Here is a 25206-nt window from a genome sequence, read left to right as displayed (position 1 = left end):
CCGGGTCCGCTCCGTACCCGCCCCGGTAGTAGGTCGCGTGGACGGCTGTCGGTGGTTCCGCCCGGGCGGGTTGCCGGGCGGAACCACCGGCACCCGCCCGGCCGCCTCAGCCGGACGCGCCGTCCGGACCGGCCAGGTCCGCCAGGACGATGATGTTGTCGGTCCAGTGGCCGTCCGAGCCGATCCGCCCGCCACAGGTGATGAGCCTGAGCGTAGGCGTCGGGGTGTCACCGTAGACCGTCTGGGTCGGGAAGCGGTCCTTGGCGGCCTGCAGCAGCGTGCGGACCCTGAAGTCCACCGTGCTTCCGTCCGCGCGCCGCACCTGGATCAGCTCGCCCGGCCGCAGTTTCGGCAGACCGTGGAAGACCGCCGGGCCGTGCACGGTGTCGTAGTGCCCGATGAGGACGGCGGGGCCGGTCTCCCCCGGGGTCGGGCCGTTGCGGTACCAGCCGGTCTCCCCGGCCCGGTCGGCCGGCGGCACCTCGACCGTCCCGTCGGCGTTCAGGCCGAGGCTGGTCACCGGGGCGTCCACCCCGGCGGCCGGGATCAGCAGGCGGGTCGGCACCGAGGCCGCGAAGGGTCGCGGAGCGGTGGCCGGGGCAGCGGAGGCCGGGGCGGGCCCGGACACCGGGTTCGCCGCGGGCCCCGTGGCCTTCGCCGGGGTGTCCGCGCCGCCGTGCACCGAGGGCTCGATGCGCACCACCGGGGTGCGCTGGCCGGACAGCGCCACGGAGGCACCGACCACCAGGCAGAGCAGACCTGCGGCACCGAAGGCGCTCCGCCGCAGTGCGCTCGGGCCGGGTCCGGCGGTGCGGGACCGCCGGTGGCCGCTGCCGCGCGCGTGGCGGCGGCCGGTCGCCCGGGCGCCCCGGTCGCCGGATGCGGCCGTGTCGTCGGCGCCGGGTCTCCCGCTCTCCGGCGGGACCCCGGCGCCGCTCCCCTGCCTGGCCAGGTGCGGGGGAGCGGCGCCGGGGTGCCCGTTGGACCCGGGGCCGGTGTCAGCCGCGCGCACCGGAGCCGCGGCGCAGCAGGGCGAAGCCCAGCGCACCGGCGCCGAGGGCCGCGACGGTGCCGCCGCCGACCAGCAGCGGGCCGGAGACGGAGGTCGAACCGGATCCGTCACCGGCCTGGGCGGCACCCGCGGGCACCTCCCGGACCTGGGGCCCGGTGCCACCGGCGGTGGGCGTGGCGGTGGGGGTCCCGCCGGCGGGCGCGGCGGCGGGGGTGGCGGGGGTCGGGCGGGTGGGCGTGGCGGTGGGAGTCCCGCCGGCCGGTGCGGCGGTGGGGGCCGCGCTCGGGGCAGCCGGGGCCGAGACGCCGGCGACGCTCGGGGCAGCCGGGGCGGGGGCTCCGTCGGCCCATGCGTTTCCGCCGGTGACGGCGGTCATCAGCGCGGCCCCGGTCAGGGCACAGACGGCCAGGACCCGGCGGGCGGGCGAGCGGTGGGTACGGCTCCTGCTCATACGGTGTCTCTTCCTTCGTCGCGGACGCGGCCCGGCCGGTGCGGCCGGTGCGTTGACAGCGACGGTAGGAGGGCCGTGTCGCGGTCCCCGGCCGGTCGTGTCACGGCCACCCATCGGCTGCGTAACGACCGTGGGGTCAGCGCTCGGCACGGTCCGAACGCAGCAGGCTGTAGCGGACGATGTCGCGCCACTGCCCGTCGCGGAACACCAGGCTGCGCAGCACGCCCTCCTCGGTGAAGCCGCACTTCTCCAGCGCGCGCCGCTCGGCGAGGTTGACGACCTCGGTGTCCGCCTCCAGCCGGACCACCGGCGAATGCGCGAACAGGTAGTCCGCCAGGAGGCGTTGGGCCTCGGTGCCGATCCCCCGGCCGCGGGCCCGCGGGAGCAGCTGGATGCCGATGACCCAGTACGAGGACGCGGGCACGAGCCCCGCCCGGCGCCACTGGACGAAGCCGCACAGCTCCCCCGCGACGACCACCGCGAGCACTGAAATGTCCTCCCCCAGCAGGCCGTTCTCCGCCCACCGCCGCCGGCTTCGGCCCGGGTCCGACCACCCGAACCACTGGAGCGGCCCCACCGCCTCCGGGTCGAGCAGGAGTTGTTCGACGGTCACCAGATCGGCCTCGGAGAGAGGGCGGAGTATCACCGGTTCATCACTCATCCCGGCACTGTAACGGGCGGGTGCCGGAAGGGCTCCCGCCTCATCTCCACCGGCTGCCGGGCACCCCGGCACCCGTCGACACCGGGTAGCGGCCGGCACGACCACGGTCAGTGATCGTCGGCGATTCGTTTGCCAGTGCGACCAGTGGGAAGCAGAGTTAAGCGGAGGGGGCCTTACCGAATCTGGAGGTCACCGTGATTATTCTCGGAGTGATTCTGCTCATCATTGGCTTCGTCGCCCACATCTCCATCCTGTGGACGATCGGAATCATCCTGGCCGTCATCGGGCTGGCCCTGTGGATTCTCGGTTCCGTGGGGCACGCGGTGGGAGGCCGCCACCACTACTGGTGAGTGACCCGACGCGGGCACGGAACCGCGACCGGTCACGGTCGGTGAGCGTGGTGGCAGCCTGCGGCACACGGCTGTTCTGAAAGGGCTCCGCTCCCCGGACGGGGCGGGGGCGCCCCAGGGTGCCCCCGCCCCGGCGCCACGCGACACGGGCGACACGCCGACACGGGCAACACGGGCGACACGCCGGGCCCGGCCGCCACGACTGATCAGCACGGATGAATTACCGGCCGCTGCGGGCCTCATCCGGTATACGCGGGCCGCCGGTCGGGTACCCGTGTCCCGTTCACCCCCCAGCCCCACCCCCACATAATCCGGCCCTCCGAACCATGTCCTGGAGATCCGCATGACCACCGGCTCCAACGCGCGCACGTGCCCCTTCGACTTCGCCGACGCCCTCGAGTTCGACCCGACCCTCAGGGAGCTCCAGACACAGGAGTCAGTCTCCCGAATCCGACTGCCCTACGGCGAAGGGGAGGCGTGGCTGGTCACCGGCTACGACGACGTTCGCACCGTGACCACCGACCGGCGTTTCAGCCGCGCCGGCGTCATCGGCAAGGACTTCCCCCGGATGACCCCCGAGCCGATCGTCCAGGCCGAGGCGATCAACGTCATGGACCCGCCGGACAGCAGCCGGCTGCGAAGCCTGGTGTCCAAGGCGTTCCAGCCCGAACGCATCGAGCGGATGCGCGCCCGCACCCAGCACGTGGTGGACGGGCTGCTGGACCGGATGGCTCAACAGGGCCACCCGGCCGACCTCATGGAGCACCTCGCCCACCCGCTGCCGCTGATCACGATCTGCGAGGTCCTGGAGATCCCCGAGGCCGACAGCCCGCAACTGCGCGCCCACGCCCGGACGATGATGAACGTCACGGCCCAGAACCGCCCCGACGCGGTACGGGCCAAGTCCGACCTGCGCGCCTACTTCGCCGAACTGACCGCGCGGCGGCGCCGCGACCCCGGCGAGGACCTGATCAGCGCGCTGGCCACGGCCCGGGACGGCGACATGGTCCTGGACGACAAGGAACTGACCGTCATGGCCATGGTTCTGCTGATCACCGGCCAGGACACCACGACCTACGAGATCGGCAACCTCGCCTACGCCCTCCTCACCCGGCCCGACGAGCTCGCCCTGCTGCGCGAGCGGCCCGAGATGCTCCCGCAGGCCCTCCAGGAGCTGCTGCGCTTCATCCCCTTCCGCAAGGGCGTCGGCATCCCCCGAACGGCCCTGGAGGACGTCGAGCTGGGCGGGGTGACCATCCGGGCGGGCGACATCGTGCACGTCTCCTACCTGACCGCCAACCGCGACGGCCGCAAGTTCGACCGGCCCGACGAGCTGGACTTCGAACGCACCAGCCCGCCCCACATGACCTTCGGCTGGGGCGCCCACCACTGCCTCGGTGCCCCGCTCGCGACCGCCGAACTGGAGGTCGCCATCGGAACGCTCCTGGAGCGCTTCCCCCGCCTCGCGCTGGCGAAGCCCGCCGACGAGGTGCAGTGGAACACCACCTCGATCTGGCGGTACCCCCTTGCCCTCCCCGTCGTCTGGTGACGGCCGCACCCCCGGGCGCACCGCGCCCGGGGGTGCGCGCCGAACTCGCGGACGCATGCCGCCCGGCATGCGTCCGCGAGCCGTCTCCCGTAGATTGACTAAGGTGCCCAGGACCGGCCCCACCGCGGCACAGACGGCCCGTACGACGGGAACGCGGCCCTCCGGACGGCCGGCCCTCCGCCCCTCGGCTCACGCGAGGTCCACCACGCACAGGCGCGGCCGCGCAGCGTACCTCCGCAGCGGCTTCCGCCCATCGGTGGACACCGGAAGCGGTCAGGGCCGCGCCGGGACAATCGTCCGCCAGGAGGACATCTCATGGCAGTTCTGTGCAAACCGGCGATCGCCGTCCCCGAATACGTCATCACCAACGAGGAAACCCTCGAACTCGCCCGCAGGATCCACCGCGGCCACCCCCAACTCGACCTGGCCCTGCGCCTGATCGAGCACACCGGTGTACAGAAGCGGCACCTGATCCAGCCCATCGAGACGGTCCTGCGCCACCCCGGACTCGACGAGCGCAGCACCGTCTACGAAGCCCAGTCCAAGGCCCGCGTGCCCGCCGTGGTCTCCCGCGCCCTGGAGACCGCTCAACTCGAGCCGACGCAGATCGACTTGATTATTTATGTGTCCTGCACGGGCTTCATGATGCCCGCCCTGACGGCCTGGCTCATCAACAAGATGGGCTTCCGCCCGCAGACCCGCCAGATACCCATCGCCCAACTCGGCTGCGCGGCAGGCGGTGCGGCGATCAACCGCGCCCACGACTACTGCACCGCCCACCCCGACGACAATGTGCTGATCGTGGCCTGCGAGTTCTGCTCGCTGTGCTACCAGCCCACCGACCTCGGCGTGGGCTCACTCCTGTCCAACGGCCTGTTCGGGGACGGAATCGCCGCCGCCGTGGTCAAGGGCACCGGCGGCCACGGGGTCCGTCTGGAACGCAACGGCTCCTACCTCATCCCCAATACCGAGGACTGGATCTCCTACGCCGTCCGCTCCACCGGCTTCCACTTCCTGCTCGACAAGCGGGTACCGGGCACGATGGAGGACCTCAGCCCGGCCCTGCGCGCCCTCGCGGAGGAACACCACTGGAACGTCGGCAAGCTCGACTTCTACATCGTCCACGCGGGCGGCCCCCGGATCCTGGACGACCTCAGCCGCTTCCTCGACGTGCCGCGCGAGGCGTTCCGCTTCAGCCGCGCCACGCTCACCGAGTACGGCAACATCGCCAGCGCCGTCGTCCTCGACGCCCTGTCCCGCATGTTCGACGAACAGTCCGCCTTCGAAGGCCACCGCGGCCTGCTCGCCGGCTTCGGCCCCGGCATCACCGCCGAAATCGCCCTCGGCACCTGGTCGGCCCCCGGCAGCTAGGCCGCCCGCTCCGGAGGCGCGGCCCCGGCGTCCTCCACGGGGTCACCACTCCACAAGTAGGCAGGCTACCTGCTAATCTTTGTCAGGTGGCCTGCCTACTTCCGCCGGGATCTCCACGGTGGGCCCGCCTGTCGCGGAGGTCCCGGAGGACGGAGTCGTGTCGTGTCTGTCGCCGGTGACACCAGTGTTCCGCAGCGAGCGGTCGGGGGCGGTCCGGCCGTGGGCGATCCCTTCGGCAGGCGCTTCGTGGCACCGCTGTACCTGGGGGCCGCGCTCAATCCGGTCAACAGCTCGATCATCGCGACGGCGCTGGTCCCGCTTGCCGCGGCCCTGCACATCCCCGTCGGGGACACCGCGATCCTGATCTCCTGCCTCTACCTCACCAGTGCGCTGGCCCAGCCCGCCGCCGGGCGTCTCGCCGAGGTGTTCGGGCCCCGCCGGGTATTCCTCGCGGGCATCGTGCTGGTGCTCGCGGCCGGGGTCGTCGGGTCGCTGGCCCACTCGCTGCCGGCGCTGATCGGCGCCCGGGTGCTGATCGGCGCGGGCACCTCGGCGGGCTACCCGTCCGCGATGCTGCTGATCCGCCGCCGCGCACAGGGCGCCGGCCAGGACGGCCCCCCGCGCGGGGTGCTCGGCGGCCTGGCGGTCACCGGATCCGCCACCGTCGCCGTCGGCCCCGCCATCGGCGGGTTACTGGTCGGGTCGTTCGGCTGGCAGACCGCCTTCTGGATCAACATCCCGTTCGCGGCGGTGGCCCTCGTCCTGGCGCTGGCCGGGATCGCGCCGGACCCCGCTCCCGTGCGTACCGGATCGGTGCGCGCCCTGGCCACCCGCCTCGACCTGCTCGGCATGGTGGGCTTCGGCGGCGTGCTCACCGCCCTGGTGGTCCTCCTCTCCGCCCTGCCGCGCCCGGACTGGCCGGCGCTCGCCGCCACCCTCCTTCTCGCCGCGGCACTCACCGGGTGGGAGCTGCGCGCCCGCCACCCGTTCCTCGACGTCCGCCTGCTCGCCGCCAACGGCGCCCTGACCCGCACCTATGTGCGCAACGGCCTGACGCTGCTGGGCACGTACGTGATCCTGTACGGACTCACCCAGTGGCTGGAGGCCGCCCGCGGGCTGTCCGCCTACCAGGCCGGGCTGGTCCTGCTGCCGATGGGCGTGCTGTCCGCGCTGACCGCCCGGGTGGTGTCGCGGCGGGCGGGGGTGCGGTTGCCGCTGATCGCCTGCGCGGTGCTGCTGCTCGTCGGGGCGGGGGCCGTGCTCTTCGTGGACGGCGGCACCCCGATGGCCGCGGTCGTCGCCGCGAGCGCGGTGTTCGGCCTGACCTCCGGCGCCGGGTCGGTCGCCAACCAGACCGTCCTCTACCAGGAGGCCCCCGCCGCCACGGTCGGCACCGCCTCCGGACTGCTCCGCACCTTCGGCTACGTCGGGTCCATCGCCTCGGCCGCGATCACCGGCACCGCCTTCCACCGCGGCGTGGACGACAGCGGGCTGCACCACATCGCGTGGGTGCTGGTACTGATCGCCGTCCTCGTCCTCGTCCTGACCGTGTGCGACCGTCGGCTGGCCCGGGCCGACCGGCAGCAGGCGGATTGACTCCGCACCGGCCAGGGCCCGAATCCCGCAGTGCCAAGAGAAAGCAGGTTCACCGAGATGACCACCGACATGACCGCCGCCGCGAACACCGCCGCGGCAATGGACCCGGCCCGTACCGCGTTGTTGCTGATGGACTTCCAGCCCCTCGTGCTGGGCGCCGTCCCCGACCCGGAGGGTGTGCTCGCCCGCGCGGGCGAGGCGCTGGCCTGGGCCCGCACCCACGGTGTGCAGGTCGTCTTCGTACGCGTCGCGCTCACCGAGGAGGACGCCGCTGCCGTGCCCGCCCGCAACAAGACCTTCGCCCAGGTCGCCGCGGCCGGATCCCTCACTGACGGCACCTCCACGACGGCGGTGCACCCGTCCCTGGAGATCCGGGAGCAGGACCTGGCCGTGCGCAAGATCCGGTTCAGCGCGTTCGCCGGCGACACCGATCTGCGCGCCGAGCTGGGCGCGCGGGGTGTGGACACCCTGGTGCTCGCCGGGCTCTCCACCAGTGGCGTGGTGCTGTCGACCCTTCGGCAGGCGGCCGACGAGGACTACCGCCTCTTCGTGCTGGCCGACGCCACCGCCGACCCCGACCCGGAGGTGCACCGGGTGCTCACCGAGAAGGTCTTCCCGCGCCAGGCCGAGGTCGTCGCCACCGCGGAACTCGCCGCACTGAGCACGGCCGCTGAGCCGGTTTAGCGTTCGGAGTCCGCCAGCCGGTTCATGATCTCCGCAGCCCGCTGGAGCGTCCTGCGCTCCTCGGCCCGGAGCATGGAGCCGATCGCGCCGGACAGCCAGGCCTCCCGCGCCGCCGGGATCCGCTCGCACAGCTCCTGCCCGGCACGGGTCGCGCTGACCAGGGACTTGCGCCCGTCGTTCGGATCCTTGGCGGTGGCGACCAGCCCGCCGTCGCGGAGCGCGGCCAGCGTCTCCGCCATCGACTGCCGCCGGACGTGCTCGGCCTGGGCGAGCTCGCTCGCGGTCATCGGACCGTTCTGCACGATCCGGTGCAGGGTGGTCAGGTGGGACCAGTTCCACGGCAGGTCGTCGATCGGGGCCTCGGTGCGCAGCCGTGCCCGCAACCGCGTCATGGCCCGCATCAGCTCGACGGCGGTGCCCTCGGGCGGAACCGGTTCGCTACTCACCGGGCCAGCATAGGACAGGGCCCAGGCCGCCTGAGCAGGGCCGCGACCCGGGTGCCCACCCGGCCGGCCTCTCGACCGGTCACGCGACCGTGGCGAAATCTCGGGAACCGAAGTGATCGTTTCTTCGGTCAACACGGCTGAAGGTGAGCTCGGTGGCAGCGCCAGAAGTCGGCCGGTCCGACTTCTGGCGCGGTGGTTGTCGGCGGGGAGGCAAGGGGATGCGGGAGTCACAGGCACGGGGCGCGTCGGCTTCCTCCGCGCCGGGGTGCGGGTGGTACCTGCTGGCTCCCGCCCTCTCGGGCGTCGGTGTGTGCGTCGGCACGGTGTGGACCGTCAGGTCGTGGGCGGGCTGCCCGCTCGGAAACAACTTCAGCAACAACATCGGGCTGCAGATGATGACGATGCCTGCGGTCTGGCTCTGCATGACCCTGCTGCTGTTTCTCCTCCAACTCGCCCTGCGGAGGCGGCCCCTCCCGGGCGGGCGGGCCACCAGGTGGCTCGCGCCCTTCGCCGCCGCCGTCCTGCTGACCCTGGTGTACCGGATCGGCATGGACTGGCCGTACTTCCCGCCGGACAGCGCGTGCCTGGAGGGCTATCCGCTCTTCCCGTTCACCGGCAAGACCGGCCCGCGCTTCAGCCTGTGATACCGGGCCCGCACTTTCGGCCGTCAGGGCCGCCCGAGGGCCCGGTAGGTCCATCCGGCGGCCCGCCGGCGGACGGGGTCGAGGGTGGCCACGGCCGTCGACGATGCGGGAGACGGCGGCGCGGGCGGCGACGGCCTCCAGGACGCGCTGGCGGACGCGGGCCGAGGCTTCGGGGAGCCACTGCGCGAACTCGGCTTCGAGGCAGCGGCGTTCGGACCGGAGGAGGCGGGTGACCGGGCCCCGAGACGGGGCCCGGGAGTCTCAGTGCCAGGTCGCCGTGACGATGCCGTGGCGTCGCAGGACGGCGTTCTGGGGCAGGGGGGTGGGCGCGGGGCCCGGCAGGTAGCGGAAGGTTGCGGCTCCCCGGTGGCGGTGGTCGTGGGCCCAACGCCGCAGCAGCGTTACGTACTCGTCCGCGAGCGTTTCGGCCTCGGGCCCGTGGGCGATCACGCCGCTCTCGAAGCCGCCGGTGTCCTCGTTTTCGCGGCGGGTGCGGTAGGCGATGCTGTCCTCGCTCACCAGGGCGGGCACCCCGAATAGCGCGGACGCCTCCACCACGCCGCGCTCCACCACGTCGTTGGCAGCGTGCAGGCGGGCCGGGCTCGAAAGGTTGAGCGTGAGGTACAGCTCCAGTTCGTCGGGCAGGTCGTACGCCGCTCCGGACCAGCGTTCCAGCCTGGGCGTATCCAGTACGCCGTTCAGCGCCTGGGCGTTGAGCGGCACCCGTACGTCGTCGGTCTGCAAGGCCACGCCCTCCCGCAGCATCGCCTTGCGTTCCTCGGCTGCCCCTTCGCCCTGCATGGGCACGAATCGGGCCAGGCTGTACGAACGGCTGACCAGGCCGTCGCCGTCGCGGTCGAAGGCGATCGAGCGGGTCGTGCCGCACAGTGTCAGCGGCACGACGAGGCGCCCGGCCGCCGTCAGCCCACGGATCCACGACGGGGGGACGTCCCACGCGGCCGCCGTCACCATGATCCGGTCGTACGGGGCGCCGTCGGGCACACCGCTCTCACCGTCGGCCAGGACCGTCCGCACCTGCGGGTATCCGGCGCCGTCCAGGCACCGCCGGGCCCGGTCGATGACATCGCGGTCGATGTCGACGGTGGTGACCTCGCCCTGCTTGCCGACGAGTTCCTGCAGATAGGCGGCGTTGACGCCGCCGGAGCCGATTTCCAGGACCTTCATGCCGGGTTCGACGCCGGCCTGCTCCAGCATCACGGCCTGGAGGTGGGCCGCGGACATGACGCTGAGCTCCAGGCCGTTCTCGTCCCTCTTGACCGGCACGGTGCGGTGCAGGTCGTAGACGACCTCCACGGGCGCGTCCGGCGCGAACCGGTGACGGGGCACTGCCGCGAAGGCGGCGGCGACGGGCTCGGACTTGATCCCGTCCTGGTCACGGAGTGCACGGACCATGCTCGCGCGTAGCACGTCGGGATCGCGGGCCGGTGAGTCATCAATGGCAGTCATCCGATTACCTGTTTCTGTCGGGAGGTTGGTGCTTGCGGCAGCCCGGCTCGGCGCGGTGCTCAGCGAGGACGCTAGCCAGGGCGCCAGGCCTTGCGGGCGGATACGCGACGCCTGAAGGGGTGGCCTTCGGAGTTCGGCCGAAAAGCAGTCCCGGGATCGGAGCCCGTTCGCGTCGGGGGTGGTCGCGTTCGGGTGGAACCTCGCTCCGTGCCGTGTGTCGTCAGCGCTCGGGGGCCGGCACGGGAGTGTGCCGGCCCCAGCGGGTCGGGGCTCGGCGGCCTCCCGCGTCAGCGGGGATCGTCGGTGATGGCTTTCAGGACGTGTTGGCGGACGCGGGCCGAGGCTTCGGGGAGCCACTGCGCGAACTCGGCTTCGAGGCGGCGGCGTTCGGCACGGAGGAGGCGGGCGACCGGGGCGCGGGAGCAGTGGAGGAACCACCAGTCGCCCGGGGCGTGGAGCAGCCGGAGCAGTCTGCCGCGGATCACTGGTCACCTTCCGGGGTGGTCCAGCGGATGCGCAGGTGGTGAACGCTCTCGGGGAGGATCACCGGCAGCGACAGCGGGCCGGTGTGGTTGAGGTACTCGACGACGAAGCGTTCGGCGCTGGGGCCGGTGAGGTAGCGCTCGAACCACTCCCACTGGGGTCTGCCGAGAGAGCGGAACTGGAGGGAGAACCAGAGCGCCGAGAGCGCCTTGGGGAGGAGGAAGTAGATCGTCGGCGGCATGATGCCGGTGATCTCGGCCGTGACCAGGCGGTTGTCCCTCACGCGACGGCCTCCGCGCGGTCGGCCGTCGGGGCGCACTCGCACCAGACGATCTTCCCGATGGGGAAGCGGGGGCAGCATCCCCAGCGCTGGGAGAGGGACTTGACCAGCAGCAGGCCGCGCCCCGACTCGTTGTCCGCGCCGGTTGCGGCGCGAATCACCGGTTCGCGCTCCCCCCGGGCGTCGTGCACCTCGATGCGGAGGCGGAGGTCGTTCACGTCGAGCGCGAGCCAGATCTTGTTGTCGACGGGCGTGCCGTGGAGGACGGCGTTGGTCACCAACTCGCTGACCAGCAACAGCCCGTCCTCGGCGAAGCGCTGACCGCCGGGGAAGCCGGCGAGCAGCTTCTCCAGGTGACGACGGGCCCCCTCGGGCGAACGCCGACTGCGGGGCAGCCAGCAGCTACTGCTCACGGAGGGGTTGGGGGCAGGGGTGGGGGTGGGGAGCTTGTGGGGGGTTTGAGGCATGGCGGAGCCACCTTCCGAAGTACAGGGAGTTGAAGGCGTGGTGAGGCCAAGCAGCAGCCCGGCCGGGGCAAAGGGATGCCCGGCCGGCAGCTCGCTTGATCACTCAGGCGAACCGTTGGGCTACTCCGTGTAGCATGCCCTTGAACAGTGATTGCATGCAACTGCTTCCATCTGGCAATTGCTTGATCTAGAAAGAGGATTGAGCCCCAGGAGGAGGTGGCAGACTATGCAAGGAACCAACCAGCCAGGGAGTGTGACGAGTGGGCAGTCCGACCGTGCTGCGGCGTAGGCTCGGCGGCGAGCTTGGCAAGTTGCGCGCATCGCGCGAGCTGAACGCCAAGGATGTGGCCGCTGCGCTCGGCTGGTCCGCTTCGAAGCTGAGCCGCATCGAGAGCGGCCAAGTCCCGCTACAAGAACGAGATGCCGCGAAGCTGCTGACTCACTACGGCGTGAGTTCACCCGATGAGGTGAAGCACTTCCTCAGTCTGACCCGGCAGAGCCGGCAGCAGGGCTGGTGGCACGCCTACGGTGATGCGCTGCCGGAGTGGTTCCGCGCCTATGTGGGCTTCGAATCGGACGCGGCGAAGATCGCCACGTATCAATGCGAGTTGGTCCCGGGACTGCTTCAGACCGAGAAGTACGCGCGGCATGTCATCAGGGCGATGAATCCGACCGAGTCAGCTGACGGAGTGGAACGAAGAGTTGCACTCCGCATGGAGCGTCAGCACATCCTCGATCGCCCCGACCCGCCTCAGTTCTGGGCCATCATCGGCGAGGCCGTCATACGGCGACCAGTAGGTGGCGTTCCCGCCATGAGCGAGCAGTTGAACCATCTCGCGACCATGGCGGACGAACGACCCAACATCACGATCCAAGTGCTCCCGTTCTCGGCCGGAGCACATGCGGCCATGGGCGCATCGTTCTCCGTGCTGTCGTTCAGCGACATCCCGGGGAGCGTGGCCTACACCGAAGCAACGACCAGCAGTATCTACACGGAGCGGCAGTCTGAGGTTGAGCGCCACGAGGACGCGTTCCTACGCCTCATGGCATCTTCGGTCCAACCCGAGAAATCCATCTCATGGTTGAGGAAAGTCGCAAAGGAGTACACGGAATGAAGCAGAGCTTCCAGGGCGTCCGGTGGCGCAAGAGCACATACAGCAACGGCCAAGGCGACTGCGTCGAGATCGCCGACGGTTTCACCGGAGTAGTCCCTGTGCGAGACAGCAAGGACCCCAACGGACCCGCGCTGGCCTTCAGCACCGACGGCTGGCAGGCGTTCGTCGCTGGCGTCCGCGCCGGCGAATTCGCCGCCCGTTCCTGAACTTCCCCTCCTCCGTGGGCCCTGCGCCACGGCGTAGGGCCCACGAAATCCATACAGGCCTCGGCAGTACAAGCGGGAGCAGGAGGACATGAACGTGGCAACCGACCTGACATGGCGCAAGAGCAGTTACAGCGGCAGTGAAGGCGGCAACTGCATCGAGGTTGCCGAGAGCCTTCGGGGTGCCGTGCCAGTGCGAGACAGCAAGGACCCCGACGGGCCCGTGCTGCCCTTCACCACCCACAGCTGGCAGGCCTTCGTCGCCGGCATCCGCGCCGGGGACTTCCCCGGCCACCTCTGATCAGCCTCCGTTCAGCAGCCCCGCGCCACGGTGGCGCGGGGCTGCTGCATGCCCAGGCCGCCCGGGGGTGAGATGATCGGCCCGACCCGGCGTGGGGCGAGGTGGAAGAGGCCTCACCTCGCGCCGGGTCGCCGCCGTCCGGACGAGGAGAGCTGAACGCGCCCGCTCTCAGCAGCTGATGTACCTCATCGAGAGGGAGGTGAAGTGCGTGCCCGACGGCGCGTAGAGGGTGAACGCGCGGGACTTCCCCTTGCCGCCCGCCCAGTTGCTGTCGGCGTGGCCCCCGTTCGAGAGATTGCCCTGCACGTAGGGACAGCGGCCGTCCGCCTTGGTGTCGTGCACGGTGCCGATGACCTTGGTGTTGTTGTTGCACCACTTTCCGTTGGCGTAGCCCTCGCCCGAGCTGATGCTCCAGTTGTTGGTGCAGGAGTCGGCGGGCGTGGCCGCCGAGGCGGCGGGGGCGCCGACGACCGGCACCAGCAGGGCGGCCAGGGCCACGGCCCCGGTTCCGAACCTCACGAGAACAGCACGGCTCTTGGACACGAGTTCCCTCCACAGGTAGGTCAGCACGAGGCCCGACCGGCCGCGGCAGTCCCCCCGCGGATTCGTCCTCGGCACTCTTCGAGAGTGACGAGACCGACAAATGGCGTCAACACCGAAATAGAGCGGATGTCCGTTTCGCGGCAACGGGCGGAAGCACCCGTTTCCCACGCAAGCCGGGAAAGTGCTCCGCACTCTCTTCGGCGCGCTCCTGTGCGAATCCGCGACAACTGGTAAAACCCAGCCCTGCAACGGGAAAAGGAACGTTCGGCTGCCCGGCGGGGAATGTCAGGGCCCGAACAGCCGGGCCCCGACGCATGGCCGCGCTCGCCGACACGTTCGGGCCGACCACGCTCTCCACCCTTGCAGAGCAAGTGGCCCTCGATCGACCGGGTCACCGCTCCGCCGGCCAACGTCGCGCGGGCTCAGTCGCGGTCGCCCCCTTCGGCGACTGCGGCCTCGTACGCGAGCAGTGTCTCCACGAACATCCGCCGCTGCTCCGGCGTCAGCGGCTCCAGCGCCTTCCGCCAGGCGGCCGCCCCCGGGGCCAGCCAGCCGGCGATGGCGGGCCGATGCCCGGGGGCGATGCCGACGATTCGACGACGTCGGTCGGCCTCGTCCTCACGCCGCTCCAGAACGCCCATCCGGCTCAGCTCGCTGACCATCAGGCTCACCGTCGTCGGCGCGACCTCCAGCCGGGCGGCCAGCTCGTTGACGGTCATCGGCCCGTCGAACAGCAGGTACGACAGCAGCGACAGGTGTCGTGGCGCCAGCGGGAACGACCGCAGCGCCTCGGGAACGGGGATCCTCTTCACCCGGCCGACCATCCGGGGCATGAGCAGCAGCAACGCCCTGACCGCGTCGTCGGCCCCACCGCCGCCGGGCCAACTGCCCCCGGTTTCCCGCGCCTTCGGCGTTGACATCACGCACTCCCGTCCACTTACCTTTGAAAGCAAAGATGTTTTACATGCAAAGCGAACGCGCACCCATGGTACGAACCGACCCGAACGGAGCTCCGCCATGCCGCACCTCAGCCTGCACCTCCGCGAGGAAACCCTCGACGGAACCGTCGAACCGAAGCTCATCGGCGCCCTGACCGCCGCCGTCACCTCCGTCTACGGCGAGGAGGTCCGCCCCCTGGTCGCCGTAGAGCTGATCGGCGTCCCGCAACACCGTCGGGGCATCGGCGGCACCCCCACCAACGACGACGCCCCGCTGGTCACCCTCGCCATGCGCGAGGCCGCCTACCACCTCACCCACGTCCCGGACGCGCCCACCAGGCTGGTCACCGCCATCACGGACGCCGTCGCCGGGGTACTGGGCGACGGCGTCCGGGCACAGACCATGGTGACCGTCGAAGGGGTCCCGGCCGGCCGCAGCGGAGTGGCCGGAGAGACGGCCTGAGCGCACGGCAGGACCACCCCCTGACAGCCGCTCCCGGCGCGCACCGGGTACTCAACCCGGTACCCGCGGATGACGTCATCCGCGACAGCACCGAAGCACACCGGCGCTCCGGCCCGTCGACGGCCCTCCAACAGCACGGACGGGGCGGGGCAGGGCAGTTGGAGGTTCACCCCTGCAACAGCACCCAGCCGCCCTTGACCCGCGAAGGCCGAACCCGTGCGGCCGTGTAGATCGACTCCGCTTCAGTGCTGGGAGTTGAGGCCTTGCTAGAATCATCAAGCACAACCTGGTTGTAATGGTCCCCCATCACGTCCCCTACTGACCGCCCCGCCGCAAAGGCGCTGGTCAGGAGGGCGGATGGTAAGACTTGATCACCGCTCCGGAAGCCCTCGGGAGAGGGCCGGCCCTCTGCTCTCGGAGGGTGAATCCGGTAGGTGGGTTCGTCCGCATCCGGTCAAGGCGCTTGGACGACCCGCGAGTTGGCACGCTCTCGGGCTGCCGTGACGCTCAGTGGGATGGCAGTCCCGCTGAGCGTCTCGCACATCTGGACGCTTGGGAAAGACCGCCGCCGTCGACGGCAGTCGACTCGCAGGGAGGGGTGCACAAGGTCGTCTCCTGCTCGGTTCTCCTCATCACCAGCTCCTCCCGCACGGCAGGCATCGCGCACGGCCCACGAAGACAGCCGAGGCCACACCCAGGGCCGATCAGGGGCAAGGCATGCCTCCGGCCATATCGCCTGAGGGTTCGTCATCAACCGTCCGTTACATCATAGATGACTGTTTCACCGAAGCGAGACAATCCGAGAACAGAGGCGATGGCACCCGCCTGTCGAGCAAGGAGAAGCGCATGGGCCGCCCCCACTCACTCAACGAAACCTCGGGCCCTCTCGCAGAGTTCGCGAGCGAGCTGCGGGCCCTGAGAGAGGCCGCGCACCTCACGGTGGCCGAGACTCATCAGGCCACCGGCATCCCCGTCTCGACGATCTACGCCGCACTCAGTGGGACCAGAACGCCGTCCCGGGAAGTGCTGGCAGTCCTTGTCACCGCATGGAACGGTGACCGCCGGGCATGGGCGGAGCGTCGTCGCGAGCTCAATCTCGAACTCCGGATCGAATCAGGCCTGCACGGCCTCATCGCAGCCGTGTCGGACACCTGCGAGGGCTGTGGAAGCCGGTTCGGCACGCGAAGGCCCGCCGACCGGAAGGGGAGCCGCTGCCCCGGTTGCCACGATCCCGCGCTTCGCGATCGCCGCCCGGACGGCACCACACTCGGCGACCCCGCTTCGGAGCAGCAAGCCCCTGTCCGACACGAGACCCTCACGGCGCTCCTGCTCGCGCTTCGCGAGGCCGCCGGGCAGCCCCCCCTCCGCAAGCTCGCCGCAGACACCGGCATCAGCACCTCCACCCTGAGCCGCGTCCTGAGGGGTAGAGGATCACCACCCTGGCGCGTAGTTGACGCGATGGCCAGGGCACTTGACGCAAGCGCCGATGACCTGAAGGCCCTTCGGCGACTGTGGGAGGCCGACCTTGCCGAGTCGATCGGCGCGCCCGAGAGCGACGCCGATGAAACCGTGGACGCCCTCCAGGCCCGGATAACCGAGCTCAGGCATCAGCTAAGCACCGCCGAAGAGGAGTTGAAACACCTTCAGGAGAAGCCGACTGTTCCGGCGGGAGGCCTCGGCACGGCAACAGGGCCGACCCACCACTCCGCGACCGCTCCACCCCTTCCTCACGGGCCGGCAGCGGAAGCCGGGACCACGAATCCCACAGTGGCGGCGATGCTCCTGGGCGCACGCCTGCGCAGACTCCGTCTGAACCTCGATCTGAAAGCGGCCGCCGACGCTGCCGGTATGTCCGCTTCCAAGCTGAGCCGCTTGGAACGCGGCCAGAGCCGCCCGCAGCTGAGCGATGTCCACAGGCTTGCCACGCTCTACCGGCTCCCTCCCAAGGAGGCCGCGGAGCTGGAGTCGCTCACCGCGCAGGCGAACCAGCCCGCCTGGTGGCACGACTATCTCGACGTAACACCGGGCTGGCTGACCCGGCTCATGTCACTGGAGACCGTGGCATCCGAGCTGCGGACCTACGAGGCGCGCGCGGTGCCCGGTCTGCTGCAGACCGAGGACTACGCAAAGGCCGTCCTGGCGCAGAGCCTCGGCGAAGCAGGCCGGACCAGGGCCAACCGCCTGGTCGAGTTGCGCATGGAACGCCAGAGGCGATTCTCTGCAGGCACCACACGGTCGGTGTTCATGCTGGACGAGAGCGTGCTGCACCGTCGGGTCGGGAATGCCGAGGTGATGGCCTCTCAGCTGCAACGGCTGATCGACACGTTCGACAGACCGGGTACGAATGTCCGGATCATCCCTCTCGACAGTGTGGTCGCTCCCTCACTGGCCTCACTCACACACCTGGTGTTCCAAGAGGCCGAACTGGCGGAGATGTTCTATCTGGAACAACCCGACTCGGCGGATTACATCATGGAGTCGGATCCGACACCGGGCCCCTATCGGGATCTCACGGCTCGAACGACACGGTCGGACTTCTACCGGGAGATCCACGTCCGACTTCTCATGCAGGCCAGGAGCAGATGGGAGAGTCTGGCCGCGCTGACGGAGGCCCGCGACCGGTTCACCCACCAGCCGCCCTGAGCACCGCCCGAGCCGTCCACCCCGACGGCAGGAGAGAAAGGAGTCGCCCCTCCTCCTGAGGGGCGACTCCGGTAGGGAGATCACTTGCATCCGGTCAAGGCGCTTACATGATCTCGGAGTTGGTCGACCTTCGAACTGCCGCGACGCCCGGCCCGGTTGGCAGACCGGCCGAACGCCCCGCAGCCCGCAGGCGGGTCAGAGCTCTTCGAAGAACTCCGCGACGGGCGAGCGCTCATCGGTCGAGGAAGGATCATCGAGTCCGAACACGCTCTCGACGGCTCGCCAGGCCTTGTGGACCTTGTAGAGGCCGATGCCGACCCCCAGGGCTCGCCGCCCCCACCTGACCCACGCGGGCCTGGCAGATTTCGGTCCACCCGGCTTCTGCCCGGCCCCGGGGTCCGGCGCCTTCCGGCTCTCTTCGCCTTCGGGCTGCTGGTCCTCGCGTTCCGCGCGATCTGCCACGGTGGTCCCCCTTGCTATGTCGGCGGTGTACATGACTCCGACCGGCGAACGGCCGGGCCGACCGCCAGGACCGGGGTACTGGCGACCGGCTCGACCGTCCGACCGAGCAAGGACCCGGGCATCCCACAGGGGCCCCGAGGACCCCCACTCTACCGCCGCCACCGGGCTGCCTCCGCGCGCCCGGCGAGCACCGACGCAGCGATCAGCGACTTTGCTGGTCAAGATATTTGACGGTCAATCAGTTTGCCCACAACCCAGTGCGGGGGCTCACGTCCGGTCCCCGTCCAGCAGTCGGGCCAGCAGGGCGGCCGGGCCCTCGGGGAGGCTGCCGTGGACGAGTTCCGTGCGGTGGACCAGACGGGGGCTGCGGACCGGGACGGCGGTGATGCCGGGGGCGGCGTCCAGGGCGGAGACGGGGAGGACGGCGAGGCCGTGGCCGGCGGCGACCAGGGTGAGCAGGCCGCGCAGGTCGGTGCCCTGGTAGCGGGTGGCGGGGCGGAAGCCGTCGATGCCGGTGGCGGCGCGCAGGCGGGCGGCGGCGGGCGCGAGGTCCGGGGCGTCGAGCCAGCGGGCGGAGGAGAGGTCGGCGAGGGCGAGCCCGGGGCGGCCGGCCAGCGGGTGGCCGGTGGGGAGCGCGACGGCGAGCGGCTGCTCGGCGACCGCCACCGTGGCGAGCGGGCCGACGTCCGGGAGCGGCAGGGGGTCGCTGGGCGCGGCCAGGCCGTCGATCAGGGCGAGGTCCACCTCGCCGGTGGCCACCTGGGCGGGCAGCGCGCCCTGGGACAGCACCCGGACCACGAGGTCCACCCGCGGGTACACCCGGCGCACTTCGGCGAGTGCGCTCCCCAGGGCGGCGCCCATCGCGAGCGGGGTGGTGCCGAGCACCAGCCGGGCGCTCGGAGCACCCGCCAGGCGTGCGACATCGGCGCGCGCCGCGTCCAGCCGCACCAGCAGCGGACCGGCGTGCTCCAGCAGCCGCCCGCCCGCCTCGGTGGGGCCGACCGGGCGGCGGTTCAGCAGGGCGACCCCGAGGTCGGCCTCCAGCACGGTGATCTGCTGGGAGACCGCGGACTGGGTGTAGCCCAGCTCCCGGGCCGCCTCGGAGAACGAGCCGAGACGGGTCACGGTGACGAAGGTGCGCAGCAGGTGCGGATCCACGGCTATCAGATCCTCTGATCAGAGAGTAAGAAATCATCGTTGGCACTGATGTCGGCCCGGGAGTGAGGATAGCCGCATGGCCTATCTGACCCCCCGCATCGCCCTGGTCGGCGACCGCTCCCCCGCCGTCCGCTCGCACGCCCGCGTCCCCGGCCTGCTCGACGCGCTCGCCGAGCACGACCAGCTCGTCCTGGACGCCTACTGGATCCCCACCGAGGACGCCGGAACGCCCACCGCGCTCGACGGCTTCGACGCCATCTGGCTGCTCCCCGGCAGCCCGTACCGCAGCGAGGCGGGTGCCCTGGCCGCCGTCCGGACCGCCCGGGAACGCGGCATCCCGTTCCTCGGCACCTGTGCGGGCTTCCAGCACGCGGTGCTGGAGTACGCGCGCGACGTCTGCGGGATCGGCGGCGCCGCACACGGCGAGTCGCACCCCGAGCGGGACGAGCTGCTGATCGTGCCGCTCACCTGTTCGCTGGTCGGGCACGAGGGCACGGTGGAGATCACTCCCGGCTCACTCGCCGAGCGGGTCTTCGGAACCACCCGCACCCTGGAGCGGTACCACTGCGCGTACGGACTGAACGCCGACTACCTGGCGCGACTGCGCGGGCGCGGGCTGCGGTTCAGTGGTGTGGACGGCACCGGCGAGGTGCGGGTGCTCGAACTGCCCGGCCACCCGTTCTTCCTGGCCTCGCTGTTCCAGCCCGAACTCGCCGGGGACGGCACCCGCGCCCACCCCGCGATCCGCGCGCTCGCCGCAGCCGCGGTCGAGCACGCGTCCGCGGTCGAGCACGGAACCGGCGTCGGCGTCTGACCGGAAAAGCAGGAAAACCGGAAACCCGAAACGAGCCGAAGAACCGAGGAGAGACCCGCATGACCACCGAGATCGCCGGGGTGAAGATCCCCGACAGCAAGCTCGCCACCGAGGCCACCGAACTCGTCCGCGATGCCACCACCGAACTGCTGTACCACCACTCGCGCCGGGTCCACCTCTTCGGCGCCCTCCAGGGGCAGCGGCGCGGCCTCACCTTCGACCCCGAACTGCTCTACCTCGCCGCGATGTTCCACGACCTCGGCCTCGGGCCCGAACACCGCGCCTCCGGGCGGCGGTTCGAGGTCGACGGCGCCGAGGCGGCGGCCGCCTTCCTGCGCGGGCACGGGGTGGACGAGCGACGGGTCCGCCTCGTCTGGGAGGCCATCGCCCTGCACACCACGCCCGGGATCCCGGAGTACCTGGAGCCCGAGATCGCCCTCACCACCGCCGGTGTCGAGCTGGACGTGCTCGGCATCGGCTACCACGACATCGACGCCGGCGCCCGGGACGCGGTCGTCGCCGCCCACCCCCGGCCGGACTTCAAGCGCGGCATCCTGCGCGCCTTCCACGAGGGCATCGCGCCCAAGCCGGAGACCACCTTCGGCAACGTCAAGGCCGATGTGCTGGCCCGGTTCAGCCCCGGTTTCAAACGGACCGACTTCGTCGAGGTGATCGAGCGCTCCGACTGGCCGGAGTGATCGCGGAGGCGGACAGTGCGCCACCGCGGGTGGCGCGAAAGTGCCGTGACCGTCCGTCCGCAGTCCCCGCCGCGGAGGAGTCCGGCCGGATCAGGCCCGACGCGTCTTCAGCCCGTCCCAGACCTCGGCGACCCGGGGAGCCAGGACGTCCAGCGGGCCGCTGTTGTCGATCACCACGTCCGCGACGGCGAGCCGGCCGGCCCGGGTGGCCTGGGCGGCCATCCGGGCCCGGGCCTCCTCCTCGGCCATGCCGCGCAGGCGGACCAGCCGGTCGACCCGGACGTCGTCCTCGGCGTCGACCACGATCACCAGGTCGTACAGCGGGGCGAGACCGTTCTCGGCGAGCAGCGGGACGTCGTGCACCACCACCGCGTCCGGCGCGGCGGCCTCCTCCAGTTCGGCGGAGCGGGCCCGGACCAGCGGGTGGACGATGGCGTTCAGCGCCTTGAGCCGCTCCGGGTCGGCGAAGACCACGGCGCCCAGCGCGGGGCGGTCCAGCGAGCCGTCCGGCCGCAGGATCTCCGGGCCGAACTCGCCGACCACGGCCGCCAGGCCCGGCGTGCCGGGGGCGACCACCTCGCGGGCGATCACATCGGAGTCCACGATCACCGCGCCATGGGCGGCGAGCAGCCGCGACACCTCGCTCTTGCCCGCGCCGATGCCACCCGTCAGTCCGATCTTCAGCATGGCGCCAGGCTACCGGCGCGGGCGAAGCGGCGTCGGGCCGCCCACGGCGACGTCGGCCCGCCCACAACGGCGTCAGGCCAGATCGAGGCTCTCGCCCTCCCCCAGGGTCCGCAGCTCCGCGCCCGTCCCCGGGCCGCCGGGCCCCACCAGCCGGGTGTGCAGCGCCAGGCCCACCGGGCTGAGCACCGCGTCATGGATCGGGAGCGCCTGCCGCGGGCCCGCCTCCCGGACGTAGTCGATCAGCTCGGAGATCTTGGTCCACGGCGCGGCGATCGGCAGCAGCAGCGTCTCCACGGTGTGCGGCGGCACGGTGAGCGCGTCGCCGGGGTGGAAGAGCCGGCCGTCGAAGAGGAAGCCGATGTTCTTCACCAGCGGGATGTCCGGGTGGATCACCGCGTGCCACTCGCCGTGCACCGAGACGTCGATCCCGCCGACCTGGAAGGCGTCGCCCTCGCCGACCACCGTCACCCGCTGCGCCGCACCGTCCAGCTGCGCGGCCACCGCGCTGTTGGTCCACACCCGCAGCGCCGGGTCGGCCTCCAGCGCGGCGCGCAGCCGGGCCTCCTCGAAGTGGTCCACGTGCTCATGGGTGATCAGGACGGCATCCGCCCCCGCGAGGGCGGCCGGATCGGTGAACACCCCGGGGTCGACGACGACGGTGGTGCCGCCGTGCTCCAGGCGTACGCAGGCATGTCCGAACTTGGTGATTCGCATGGCGAAAACAGTACAGCAAGGCTGTGCAGTTTTGCTGTACAACCTGACGATAGACTTCTCCTATGAGCAGCCCCCAGCCCACCGACGGCCCCGCCCCCCGCCCCGACACGCTGGAACTCGCCGCCGACCTCCGCGCCGCCATCGGCGACCTGGTCCGCGCGATGCGCCCCGGCGACACCCTGCCGCAGAACCAGGCCGGCGTCCTCGGTCTGCTGGTCCGTGACGAGCGCGCCTGCACCGTCAGCGAACTGGCCGCCCTCCAGCGGGTCCGCCACCAGTCGATGGCCCGGACGGTCGCCCTGCTGATCGAGGCCGGCCTGGTCACCCAGCAGCCGCACGCCACCGACGGCCGCAAGCTCCTGATCACCGCCACCGACGCCGGCCGCGCCGCCCTGCACGACCAGCGTGCCCGCCGCGAGGCCTGGATCGCCGACGCCATCGAGACCCGCCTCACCCCCGCCGAGCAGCAGACCCTCCGCGACAGCGTCACGCTGCTGCGCCGGCTCCGCTGAGCGGCCCGGTCGGGGCAGCCGAGTCAGGACAACAGGATCAGGGCGTCGAGCCGACCAGCGTCTTCTTCGGCTCCGGCCGCGGCGCCGGGAGCGCGGCGGGCTCGATGGCGGGCTCGATCGCGGGCAGGTCGACGTGCTCGCTGAGCCCGAAGCGGCGGTGGAGGCGGCGCAGCGGGGCCGGGGCCCACCAGTTGAACTCGCCGAAGAGGCTCATCGCGGCGGGGACGAGCAGGCAGCGGACCAGGGTGGCGTCGACGGCCACGGCGACGGCGAGCGCGATGCCCATCTGCTTGACCATCAGCATGTCCCCGGCGGCGAAGCCGGCGAAGACGATCACCATCAGCAGGGCCGCCGAGGTGATGATCTTCCCGCTGCGCTGGACGCCCAGTTCAACGGCGCGGGTGCAGCTGTGTCCCTTGTCACGCAGCTCCTTGATCCGCGCGAGCAGGAAGACCTCGTAGTCCATGGAGAGCCCGAAGGCGAAGGCGAAGACCAGGACCGGGATGAAGGTCTCCAGCCCGCCGGTGGGGCTGAAGCCGAGCAGGCCGCTGAAGTAGCCGTCCTGGAAGATCAGCGTGAGCGCGCCCAGCGAGGCGCCGAGCGAGAGCAGGTTCATCAGCAGGGCCTTGACCGGCATCACCACCGAGCCGGTCATCAGGAACAGCAGGATCAGGGTCCCGACCGCGACCAGGCCGAGCGCCCAGGGGCCGCGGGTCAGCAGCTCGTGCTGGAAGTCGACCACGGAGGCGGCTCCGCCGGTGACGTAGGTGGTGAGCCCGCCGCGGTCGGCCCGCAGCTCCTCGACCACCTGCTTGGCCGGTCCGCCCTGGGGGTCGCCGTGCACCAGCACGTCGATGGTGGAGAGGGTGTCGGTGACCGGGGTCACCGCCCGGACCCCGCTGACACCGGGGAGCTTGGCGACCACGCTGTCCGCGTACGCCTGGGCGGCGGGCGCGCCGCTCTCGACCACCACGGTGACCGCCGCCGGCGAGACCTGCGGGAAGCGCTGGTCGATGGTGTCGGCGACCTGTCGGCCGGCCGAGGCGGCCGGCAGCACGGCGGCGCCGGAGTTGCGCATCTCGGCGTGGAGGAACGGTGCCCCGGCGGCCATCAGCAGCGCGGTGCAGGCGAGTGCGACGGGCACCGCGCGCTTGCGCACCCGCCGGACGGTGCGGCTGAAGAAGCCCTCGTCGGGGACGGGCGCGGCGGGCGCCTTGATCCGGCGGCCGGCGAAGCCGAGCAGGGCGGGGATGAGGGTGAGCGCGGCGGCGACGGCGATCACCACCACGCTCACCCCGGCGGCGGCGACCGCCCCGAGCACCGGGCTGGTGAAGATGAAGAGGCCGGAGAGCGCGACGGCGACGGTCAGCCCGGAGAAGGCGACGGTCCGGCCGGCGGTGGCGGCGGTCCGTTCGACGGCGGCGTCGATGGACGCGCCCTGGCCGCGTTCCTCGCGGAAACGATTCACCATGAGCAGCGCGTAGTCGATCGACAGGCCCAGGCCCAGGACGGTGGCGATCGGCAGCACGCTGGTGTCGATGTCCATGAGCTTGCTGAAGCCGAACATGGCCAGAAGTGCGCCCCCCACCGAGGCCACCGCGCCGATCACGGGCAGGCTGGCGGCGGCCAGCCCGCCGAAGACCAGCACCATGACGATCAGGGTGAGCGGCAGGGTGACGATCTCGCCGAAGCGGGTGTCCCGCTCGGTCTGCTTCTTGACCTCGTCCTGGAGCACCAGGTCCCCGCCGACGGTGACGTGGGCGCCGTCGGCCTTGAGGTCCGCCAGCCGCTGGGTGACGGCGCCGGTCTGGGCGTCGGTGCTGGTCTCGGCCATCCGGACGGAGATCAGGCTCGCGTTCCCGTCGGCGGAGCGCAGGGCGGCGGCGGCCGGGTCGGTGCCGTAGGCGTCGGTGGCCGAGGAGACCCCGGGCAGCGCGGCGATCTCGGCGGTGGCGCGGGTGACGGCGTCCCGTACCGCCTGGTCGTCGACGGGCCTGCCGTCCACCACGGCGGTGACGGTGCCCCTGACCGGATCGGCCGCGGCGACCACCGCCCCGCCGCGGTCCGCCTCGGAGCTGGCCGAGGAGGCGCCGGCCACCGAACCCGCGAAGACCCGGCCGCCGATCAGCACCCCGACCACCAGGACCACGGCCCAGAACCCGAGCACCCAGCGCCGGTGCCGGAAGCAGAACCGGCCGAGGGCGGCGAGCCGCCCGTCGACCTTGTTGTCGGCGGAGGCGGAAACAGCGGCGGAGGCGGCGGCGGGGAGGGGGGTCACTGCGGTGCTACGGCGCATATACAGGGTGCCTAGCGTGCGGGGCCGGTGAGCAGCCCGATCGGGCAACTCATCCCAAGGTAGGTCCTAGGTCCCGAACGGCACATAGTGAACAGATGAGCCCCTTATCACAAAAATCCTTCACATAAGGGACAAATAAGTGAAGAGGAAAAACAATGCGCCCCACCCGGAAATCCGGGTGGGGCGCATCGCTCAAGC

General features: G+C 71.4%; 29 protein-coding genes. 14 read left to right on the top strand and 15 right to left on the bottom strand.

Annotation, left to right across the window (positions count from 1 at the left end; translation table 11 throughout):
* Positions 1 to 106: 106 nt before the first annotated feature.
* From ACIQIB_RS24425 to ACIQIB_RS24415, 3 genes are all read right to left on the bottom strand, one after another.
* Complete coding sequence (locus ACIQIB_RS24425; protein WP_400658023.1) at positions 107 to 1012, bottom strand: class F sortase; 906 nt, start codon at positions 1010 to 1012, stop codon at positions 107 to 109.
* Positions 999 to 1463, bottom strand: a complete 465-nt coding sequence (locus tag ACIQIB_RS24420) for a hypothetical protein (protein WP_363609274.1) — start codon at positions 1461 to 1463, stop codon at positions 999 to 1001. The genes ACIQIB_RS24425 and ACIQIB_RS24420 overlap by 14 nt, the downstream gene beginning before the upstream one ends.
* Positions 1464 to 1599: 136 nt before the next feature.
* A complete protein-coding gene (locus tag ACIQIB_RS24415) occupies positions 1600 to 2124 on the bottom strand; it encodes a GNAT family protein (RefSeq protein WP_363609276.1) in 525 nt (174 codons plus the stop codon).
* A gap of 194 nt (positions 2125 to 2318) precedes the next feature.
* Here ACIQIB_RS24415 and ACIQIB_RS24410 point away from each other — a divergent pair, with 194 nt between their 5' ends.
* From ACIQIB_RS24410 to ACIQIB_RS24390, 5 genes are all read left to right on the top strand, one after another.
* Positions 2319 to 2474 (top strand): DUF6131 family protein, encoded by a 156-nt coding sequence (locus ACIQIB_RS24410; RefSeq protein ID WP_363609278.1) that lies wholly within the window; start codon positions 2319 to 2321, stop codon positions 2472 to 2474.
* Positions 2475 to 2817: 343 nt separating this feature from the next.
* Complete coding sequence (locus tag ACIQIB_RS24405) at positions 2818 to 4023, top strand: cytochrome P450 (protein WP_363609280.1); 1206 nt, start codon at positions 2818 to 2820, stop codon at positions 4021 to 4023.
* A gap of 315 nt (positions 4024 to 4338) precedes the next feature.
* Positions 4339 to 5394 carry a type III polyketide synthase gene (locus ACIQIB_RS24400; protein ID WP_363609282.1) on the top strand — a complete coding sequence of 352 codons (1056 nt, stop codon included), beginning with the start codon at positions 4339 to 4341 and terminating at the stop codon, positions 5392 to 5394.
* 162 nt (positions 5395 to 5556) lie between these two features.
* Entirely contained in the window at positions 5557 to 6990 is a 1434-nt protein-coding gene (locus tag ACIQIB_RS24395; protein ID WP_400760587.1) for an MFS transporter, read from the top strand.
* A 57-nt stretch (positions 6991 to 7047) separates the two neighbouring features.
* Positions 7048 to 7674 carry a cysteine hydrolase gene (locus ACIQIB_RS24390; RefSeq protein WP_363609286.1) on the top strand — a complete coding sequence of 209 codons (627 nt, stop codon included), beginning with the start codon at positions 7048 to 7050 and terminating at the stop codon, positions 7672 to 7674.
* Here ACIQIB_RS24390 and ACIQIB_RS24385 read toward each other — a convergent pair.
* Positions 7671 to 8120 carry a MarR family transcriptional regulator gene (locus ACIQIB_RS24385; protein WP_363609288.1) on the bottom strand — a complete coding sequence of 150 codons (450 nt, stop codon included), beginning with the start codon at positions 8118 to 8120 and terminating at the stop codon, positions 7671 to 7673. The genes ACIQIB_RS24390 and ACIQIB_RS24385 overlap by 4 nt on opposite strands.
* Positions 8121 to 8338: 218 nt before the next feature.
* On the opposite strand from ACIQIB_RS24385, the gene ACIQIB_RS24380 reads away from it, so the two are divergent.
* Complete coding sequence (locus tag ACIQIB_RS24380; protein ID WP_400760585.1) at positions 8339 to 8764, top strand: hypothetical protein; 426 nt, start codon at positions 8339 to 8341, stop codon at positions 8762 to 8764.
* A gap of 261 nt (positions 8765 to 9025) precedes the next feature.
* On the opposite strand, the gene fxlM is transcribed toward ACIQIB_RS24380, so the two are convergent.
* The 4 genes from fxlM to ACIQIB_RS24360 form a co-directional block, all read right to left on the bottom strand.
* Positions 9026 to 10231 (bottom strand): methyltransferase, FxLD system, encoded by a 1206-nt coding sequence (gene fxlM / locus ACIQIB_RS24375; RefSeq protein ID WP_400760583.1) that lies wholly within the window; start codon positions 10229 to 10231, stop codon positions 9026 to 9028.
* A 287-nt stretch (positions 10232 to 10518) separates the two neighbouring features.
* Positions 10519 to 10716 carry a hypothetical protein gene (locus ACIQIB_RS24370; protein ID WP_400760580.1) on the bottom strand — a complete coding sequence of 66 codons (198 nt, stop codon included), beginning with the start codon at positions 10714 to 10716 and terminating at the stop codon, positions 10519 to 10521.
* The gene (locus tag ACIQIB_RS24365; RefSeq protein WP_400760578.1) at positions 10713 to 10997 is read right to left on the bottom strand and encodes a hypothetical protein; all 285 of its coding nucleotides are present in this window, start codon (positions 10995 to 10997) and stop codon (positions 10713 to 10715) included. Before ACIQIB_RS24365 ends, ACIQIB_RS24370 begins: the two co-directional genes overlap by 4 nt.
* On the bottom strand, positions 10994 to 11461 hold the full coding sequence (locus ACIQIB_RS24360) for an ATP-binding protein (RefSeq protein ID WP_400760576.1): 468 nt from the start codon (positions 11459 to 11461) through the stop codon (positions 10994 to 10996). The genes ACIQIB_RS24365 and ACIQIB_RS24360 overlap by 4 nt, the downstream gene beginning before the upstream one ends.
* A 260-nt stretch (positions 11462 to 11721) precedes the next feature.
* Here ACIQIB_RS24360 and ACIQIB_RS24355 point away from each other — a divergent pair, with 260 nt between their 5' ends.
* The 3 genes from ACIQIB_RS24355 (at position 11722) to ACIQIB_RS24345 (ending at position 13080) form a co-directional block, all read left to right on the top strand.
* Entirely contained in the window at positions 11722 to 12576 is an 855-nt protein-coding gene (locus ACIQIB_RS24355; RefSeq protein ID WP_400760573.1) for a helix-turn-helix domain-containing protein, read from the top strand.
* A complete protein-coding gene (locus ACIQIB_RS24350; protein WP_400658048.1) occupies positions 12573 to 12782 on the top strand; it encodes a DUF397 domain-containing protein in 210 nt (69 codons plus the stop codon). The genes ACIQIB_RS24355 and ACIQIB_RS24350 overlap by 4 nt, the downstream gene beginning before the upstream one ends.
* Before the next feature lie 88 nt (positions 12783 to 12870).
* A complete protein-coding gene (locus ACIQIB_RS24345) occupies positions 12871 to 13080 on the top strand; it encodes a DUF397 domain-containing protein (protein WP_400658051.1) in 210 nt (69 codons plus the stop codon).
* A gap of 168 nt (positions 13081 to 13248) precedes the next feature.
* Here the strand turns inward: ACIQIB_RS24345 and ACIQIB_RS24340 are convergent, their stop codons facing one another.
* Together ACIQIB_RS24340 and ACIQIB_RS24335 are read right to left on the bottom strand one after the other, a co-directional pair.
* A complete protein-coding gene (locus ACIQIB_RS24340) occupies positions 13249 to 13599 on the bottom strand; it encodes a hypothetical protein (protein ID WP_400760571.1) in 351 nt (116 codons plus the stop codon).
* 446 nt (positions 13600 to 14045) lie between these two features.
* A complete protein-coding gene (locus tag ACIQIB_RS24335; RefSeq protein ID WP_363609308.1) occupies positions 14046 to 14543 on the bottom strand; it encodes a MarR family winged helix-turn-helix transcriptional regulator in 498 nt (165 codons plus the stop codon).
* Between the two features lie 97 nt (positions 14544 to 14640).
* On the opposite strand from ACIQIB_RS24335, the gene ACIQIB_RS24330 reads away from it, so the two are divergent.
* Both ACIQIB_RS24330 and ACIQIB_RS24325 read left to right on the top strand, forming a co-directional pair.
* On the top strand, positions 14641 to 15024 hold the full coding sequence (locus ACIQIB_RS24330; protein ID WP_363609310.1) for a hypothetical protein: 384 nt from the start codon (positions 14641 to 14643) through the stop codon (positions 15022 to 15024).
* A gap of 846 nt (positions 15025 to 15870) precedes the next feature.
* Positions 15871 to 17667 carry a Scr1 family TA system antitoxin-like transcriptional regulator gene (locus ACIQIB_RS24325; RefSeq protein WP_400760569.1) on the top strand — a complete coding sequence of 599 codons (1797 nt, stop codon included), beginning with the start codon at positions 15871 to 15873 and terminating at the stop codon, positions 17665 to 17667.
* Positions 17668 to 17862: 195 nt separating this feature from the next.
* On the opposite strand, the gene ACIQIB_RS24320 is transcribed toward ACIQIB_RS24325, so the two are convergent.
* Entirely contained in the window at positions 17863 to 18162 is a 300-nt protein-coding gene (locus tag ACIQIB_RS24320) for a hypothetical protein (protein WP_400760567.1), read from the bottom strand.
* Between the two features lie 234 nt (positions 18163 to 18396).
* Positions 18397 to 19287 (bottom strand): LysR family transcriptional regulator, encoded by an 891-nt coding sequence (locus ACIQIB_RS24315; RefSeq protein ID WP_400760564.1) that lies wholly within the window; start codon positions 19285 to 19287, stop codon positions 18397 to 18399.
* A gap of 76 nt (positions 19288 to 19363) precedes the next feature.
* On the opposite strand from ACIQIB_RS24315, the gene ACIQIB_RS24310 reads away from it, so the two are divergent.
* Positions 19364 to 20101 (top strand): hypothetical protein, encoded by a 738-nt coding sequence (locus tag ACIQIB_RS24310; protein WP_400760562.1) that lies wholly within the window; start codon positions 19364 to 19366, stop codon positions 20099 to 20101.
* A gap of 59 nt (positions 20102 to 20160) precedes the next feature.
* On the top strand, positions 20161 to 20799 hold the full coding sequence (locus tag ACIQIB_RS24305; RefSeq protein ID WP_400658065.1) for an HD domain-containing protein: 639 nt from the start codon (positions 20161 to 20163) through the stop codon (positions 20797 to 20799).
* A gap of 90 nt (positions 20800 to 20889) precedes the next feature.
* Here the strand turns inward: ACIQIB_RS24305 and coaE are convergent, their stop codons facing one another.
* A complete protein-coding gene (gene coaE, locus ACIQIB_RS24300) occupies positions 20890 to 21486 on the bottom strand; it encodes a dephospho-CoA kinase (RefSeq protein WP_400760559.1) in 597 nt (198 codons plus the stop codon).
* Between the two features lie 72 nt (positions 21487 to 21558).
* On the bottom strand, positions 21559 to 22200 hold the full coding sequence (locus ACIQIB_RS24295) for an MBL fold metallo-hydrolase (RefSeq protein ID WP_363609324.1): 642 nt from the start codon (positions 22198 to 22200) through the stop codon (positions 21559 to 21561).
* 62 nt (positions 22201 to 22262) lie between these two features.
* On the opposite strand from ACIQIB_RS24295, the gene ACIQIB_RS24290 reads away from it, so the two are divergent.
* Complete coding sequence (locus ACIQIB_RS24290) at positions 22263 to 22712, top strand: MarR family winged helix-turn-helix transcriptional regulator (protein WP_400760556.1); 450 nt, start codon at positions 22263 to 22265, stop codon at positions 22710 to 22712.
* 37 nt (positions 22713 to 22749) lie between these two features.
* Here the strand turns inward: ACIQIB_RS24290 and ACIQIB_RS24285 are convergent, their stop codons facing one another.
* Positions 22750 to 25008, bottom strand: a complete 2259-nt coding sequence (locus ACIQIB_RS24285) for an MMPL family transporter (RefSeq protein WP_400760554.1) — start codon at positions 25006 to 25008, stop codon at positions 22750 to 22752.
* Positions 25009 to 25206 lie beyond the last annotated feature (198 nt).

The sequence above is a fragment of the Kitasatospora sp. NPDC092286 genome (assembly GCF_044755565.1).
In the GTDB taxonomy this organism is placed as follows: Bacteria; Actinomycetota; Actinomycetes; order Streptomycetales; family Streptomycetaceae; genus Kitasatospora.
This window is presented reverse-complemented; position numbering and strand designations above follow the sequence as displayed.

Excerpts from the sequence above, each read along its gene's own strand:
- ACIQIB_RS24420 (WP_363609274.1), bottom strand. The coding sequence starts at position 1,463 with ATGAGCAGGAGCCGTACCCACCGCTCGCCCGCCCGCCGGGTCCTGGCC.
- ACIQIB_RS24415 (WP_363609276.1), bottom strand. The coding sequence starts at position 2,124 with ATGAGTGATGAACCGGTGATACTCCGCCCTCTCTCCGAGGCCGATCTG.
- ACIQIB_RS24405 (WP_363609280.1), top strand. The coding sequence starts at position 2,818 with ATGACCACCGGCTCCAACGCGCGCACGTGCCCCTTCGACTTCGCCGAC.
- ACIQIB_RS24400 (WP_363609282.1), top strand. The coding sequence starts at position 4,339 with ATGGCAGTTCTGTGCAAACCGGCGATCGCCGTCCCCGAATACGTCATC.
- ACIQIB_RS24390 (WP_363609286.1), top strand. The coding sequence starts at position 7,048 with ATGACCACCGACATGACCGCCGCCGCGAACACCGCCGCGGCAATGGAC.
- ACIQIB_RS24380 (WP_400760585.1), top strand. The coding sequence starts at position 8,339 with ATGCGGGAGTCACAGGCACGGGGCGCGTCGGCTTCCTCCGCGCCGGGG.
- fxlM (WP_400760583.1), bottom strand. The coding sequence starts at position 10,231 with ATGACTGCCATTGATGACTCACCGGCCCGCGATCCCGACGTGCTACGC.
- ACIQIB_RS24360 (WP_400760576.1), bottom strand. The coding sequence starts at position 11,461 with ATGCCTCAAACCCCCCACAAGCTCCCCACCCCCACCCCTGCCCCCAAC.
- ACIQIB_RS24350 (WP_400658048.1), top strand. The coding sequence starts at position 12,573 with ATGAAGCAGAGCTTCCAGGGCGTCCGGTGGCGCAAGAGCACATACAGC.
- ACIQIB_RS24345 (WP_400658051.1), top strand. The coding sequence starts at position 12,871 with ATGAACGTGGCAACCGACCTGACATGGCGCAAGAGCAGTTACAGCGGC.
- ACIQIB_RS24335 (WP_363609308.1), bottom strand. The coding sequence starts at position 14,543 with ATGTCAACGCCGAAGGCGCGGGAAACCGGGGGCAGTTGGCCCGGCGGC.
- ACIQIB_RS24330 (WP_363609310.1), top strand. The coding sequence starts at position 14,641 with ATGCCGCACCTCAGCCTGCACCTCCGCGAGGAAACCCTCGACGGAACC.
- ACIQIB_RS24325 (WP_400760569.1), top strand. The coding sequence starts at position 15,871 with ATGGGCCGCCCCCACTCACTCAACGAAACCTCGGGCCCTCTCGCAGAG.
- ACIQIB_RS24320 (WP_400760567.1), bottom strand. The coding sequence starts at position 18,162 with ATGTACACCGCCGACATAGCAAGGGGGACCACCGTGGCAGATCGCGCG.
- ACIQIB_RS24310 (WP_400760562.1), top strand. The coding sequence starts at position 19,364 with ATGGCCTATCTGACCCCCCGCATCGCCCTGGTCGGCGACCGCTCCCCC.
- ACIQIB_RS24305 (WP_400658065.1), top strand. The coding sequence starts at position 20,161 with ATGACCACCGAGATCGCCGGGGTGAAGATCCCCGACAGCAAGCTCGCC.
- coaE (WP_400760559.1), bottom strand. The coding sequence starts at position 21,486 with ATGCTGAAGATCGGACTGACGGGTGGCATCGGCGCGGGCAAGAGCGAG.
- ACIQIB_RS24295 (WP_363609324.1), bottom strand. The coding sequence starts at position 22,200 with ATGCGAATCACCAAGTTCGGACATGCCTGCGTACGCCTGGAGCACGGC.
- ACIQIB_RS24290 (WP_400760556.1), top strand. The coding sequence starts at position 22,263 with ATGAGCAGCCCCCAGCCCACCGACGGCCCCGCCCCCCGCCCCGACACG.
- ACIQIB_RS24285 (WP_400760554.1), bottom strand. The coding sequence starts at position 25,008 with ATGCGCCGTAGCACCGCAGTGACCCCCCTCCCCGCCGCCGCCTCCGCC.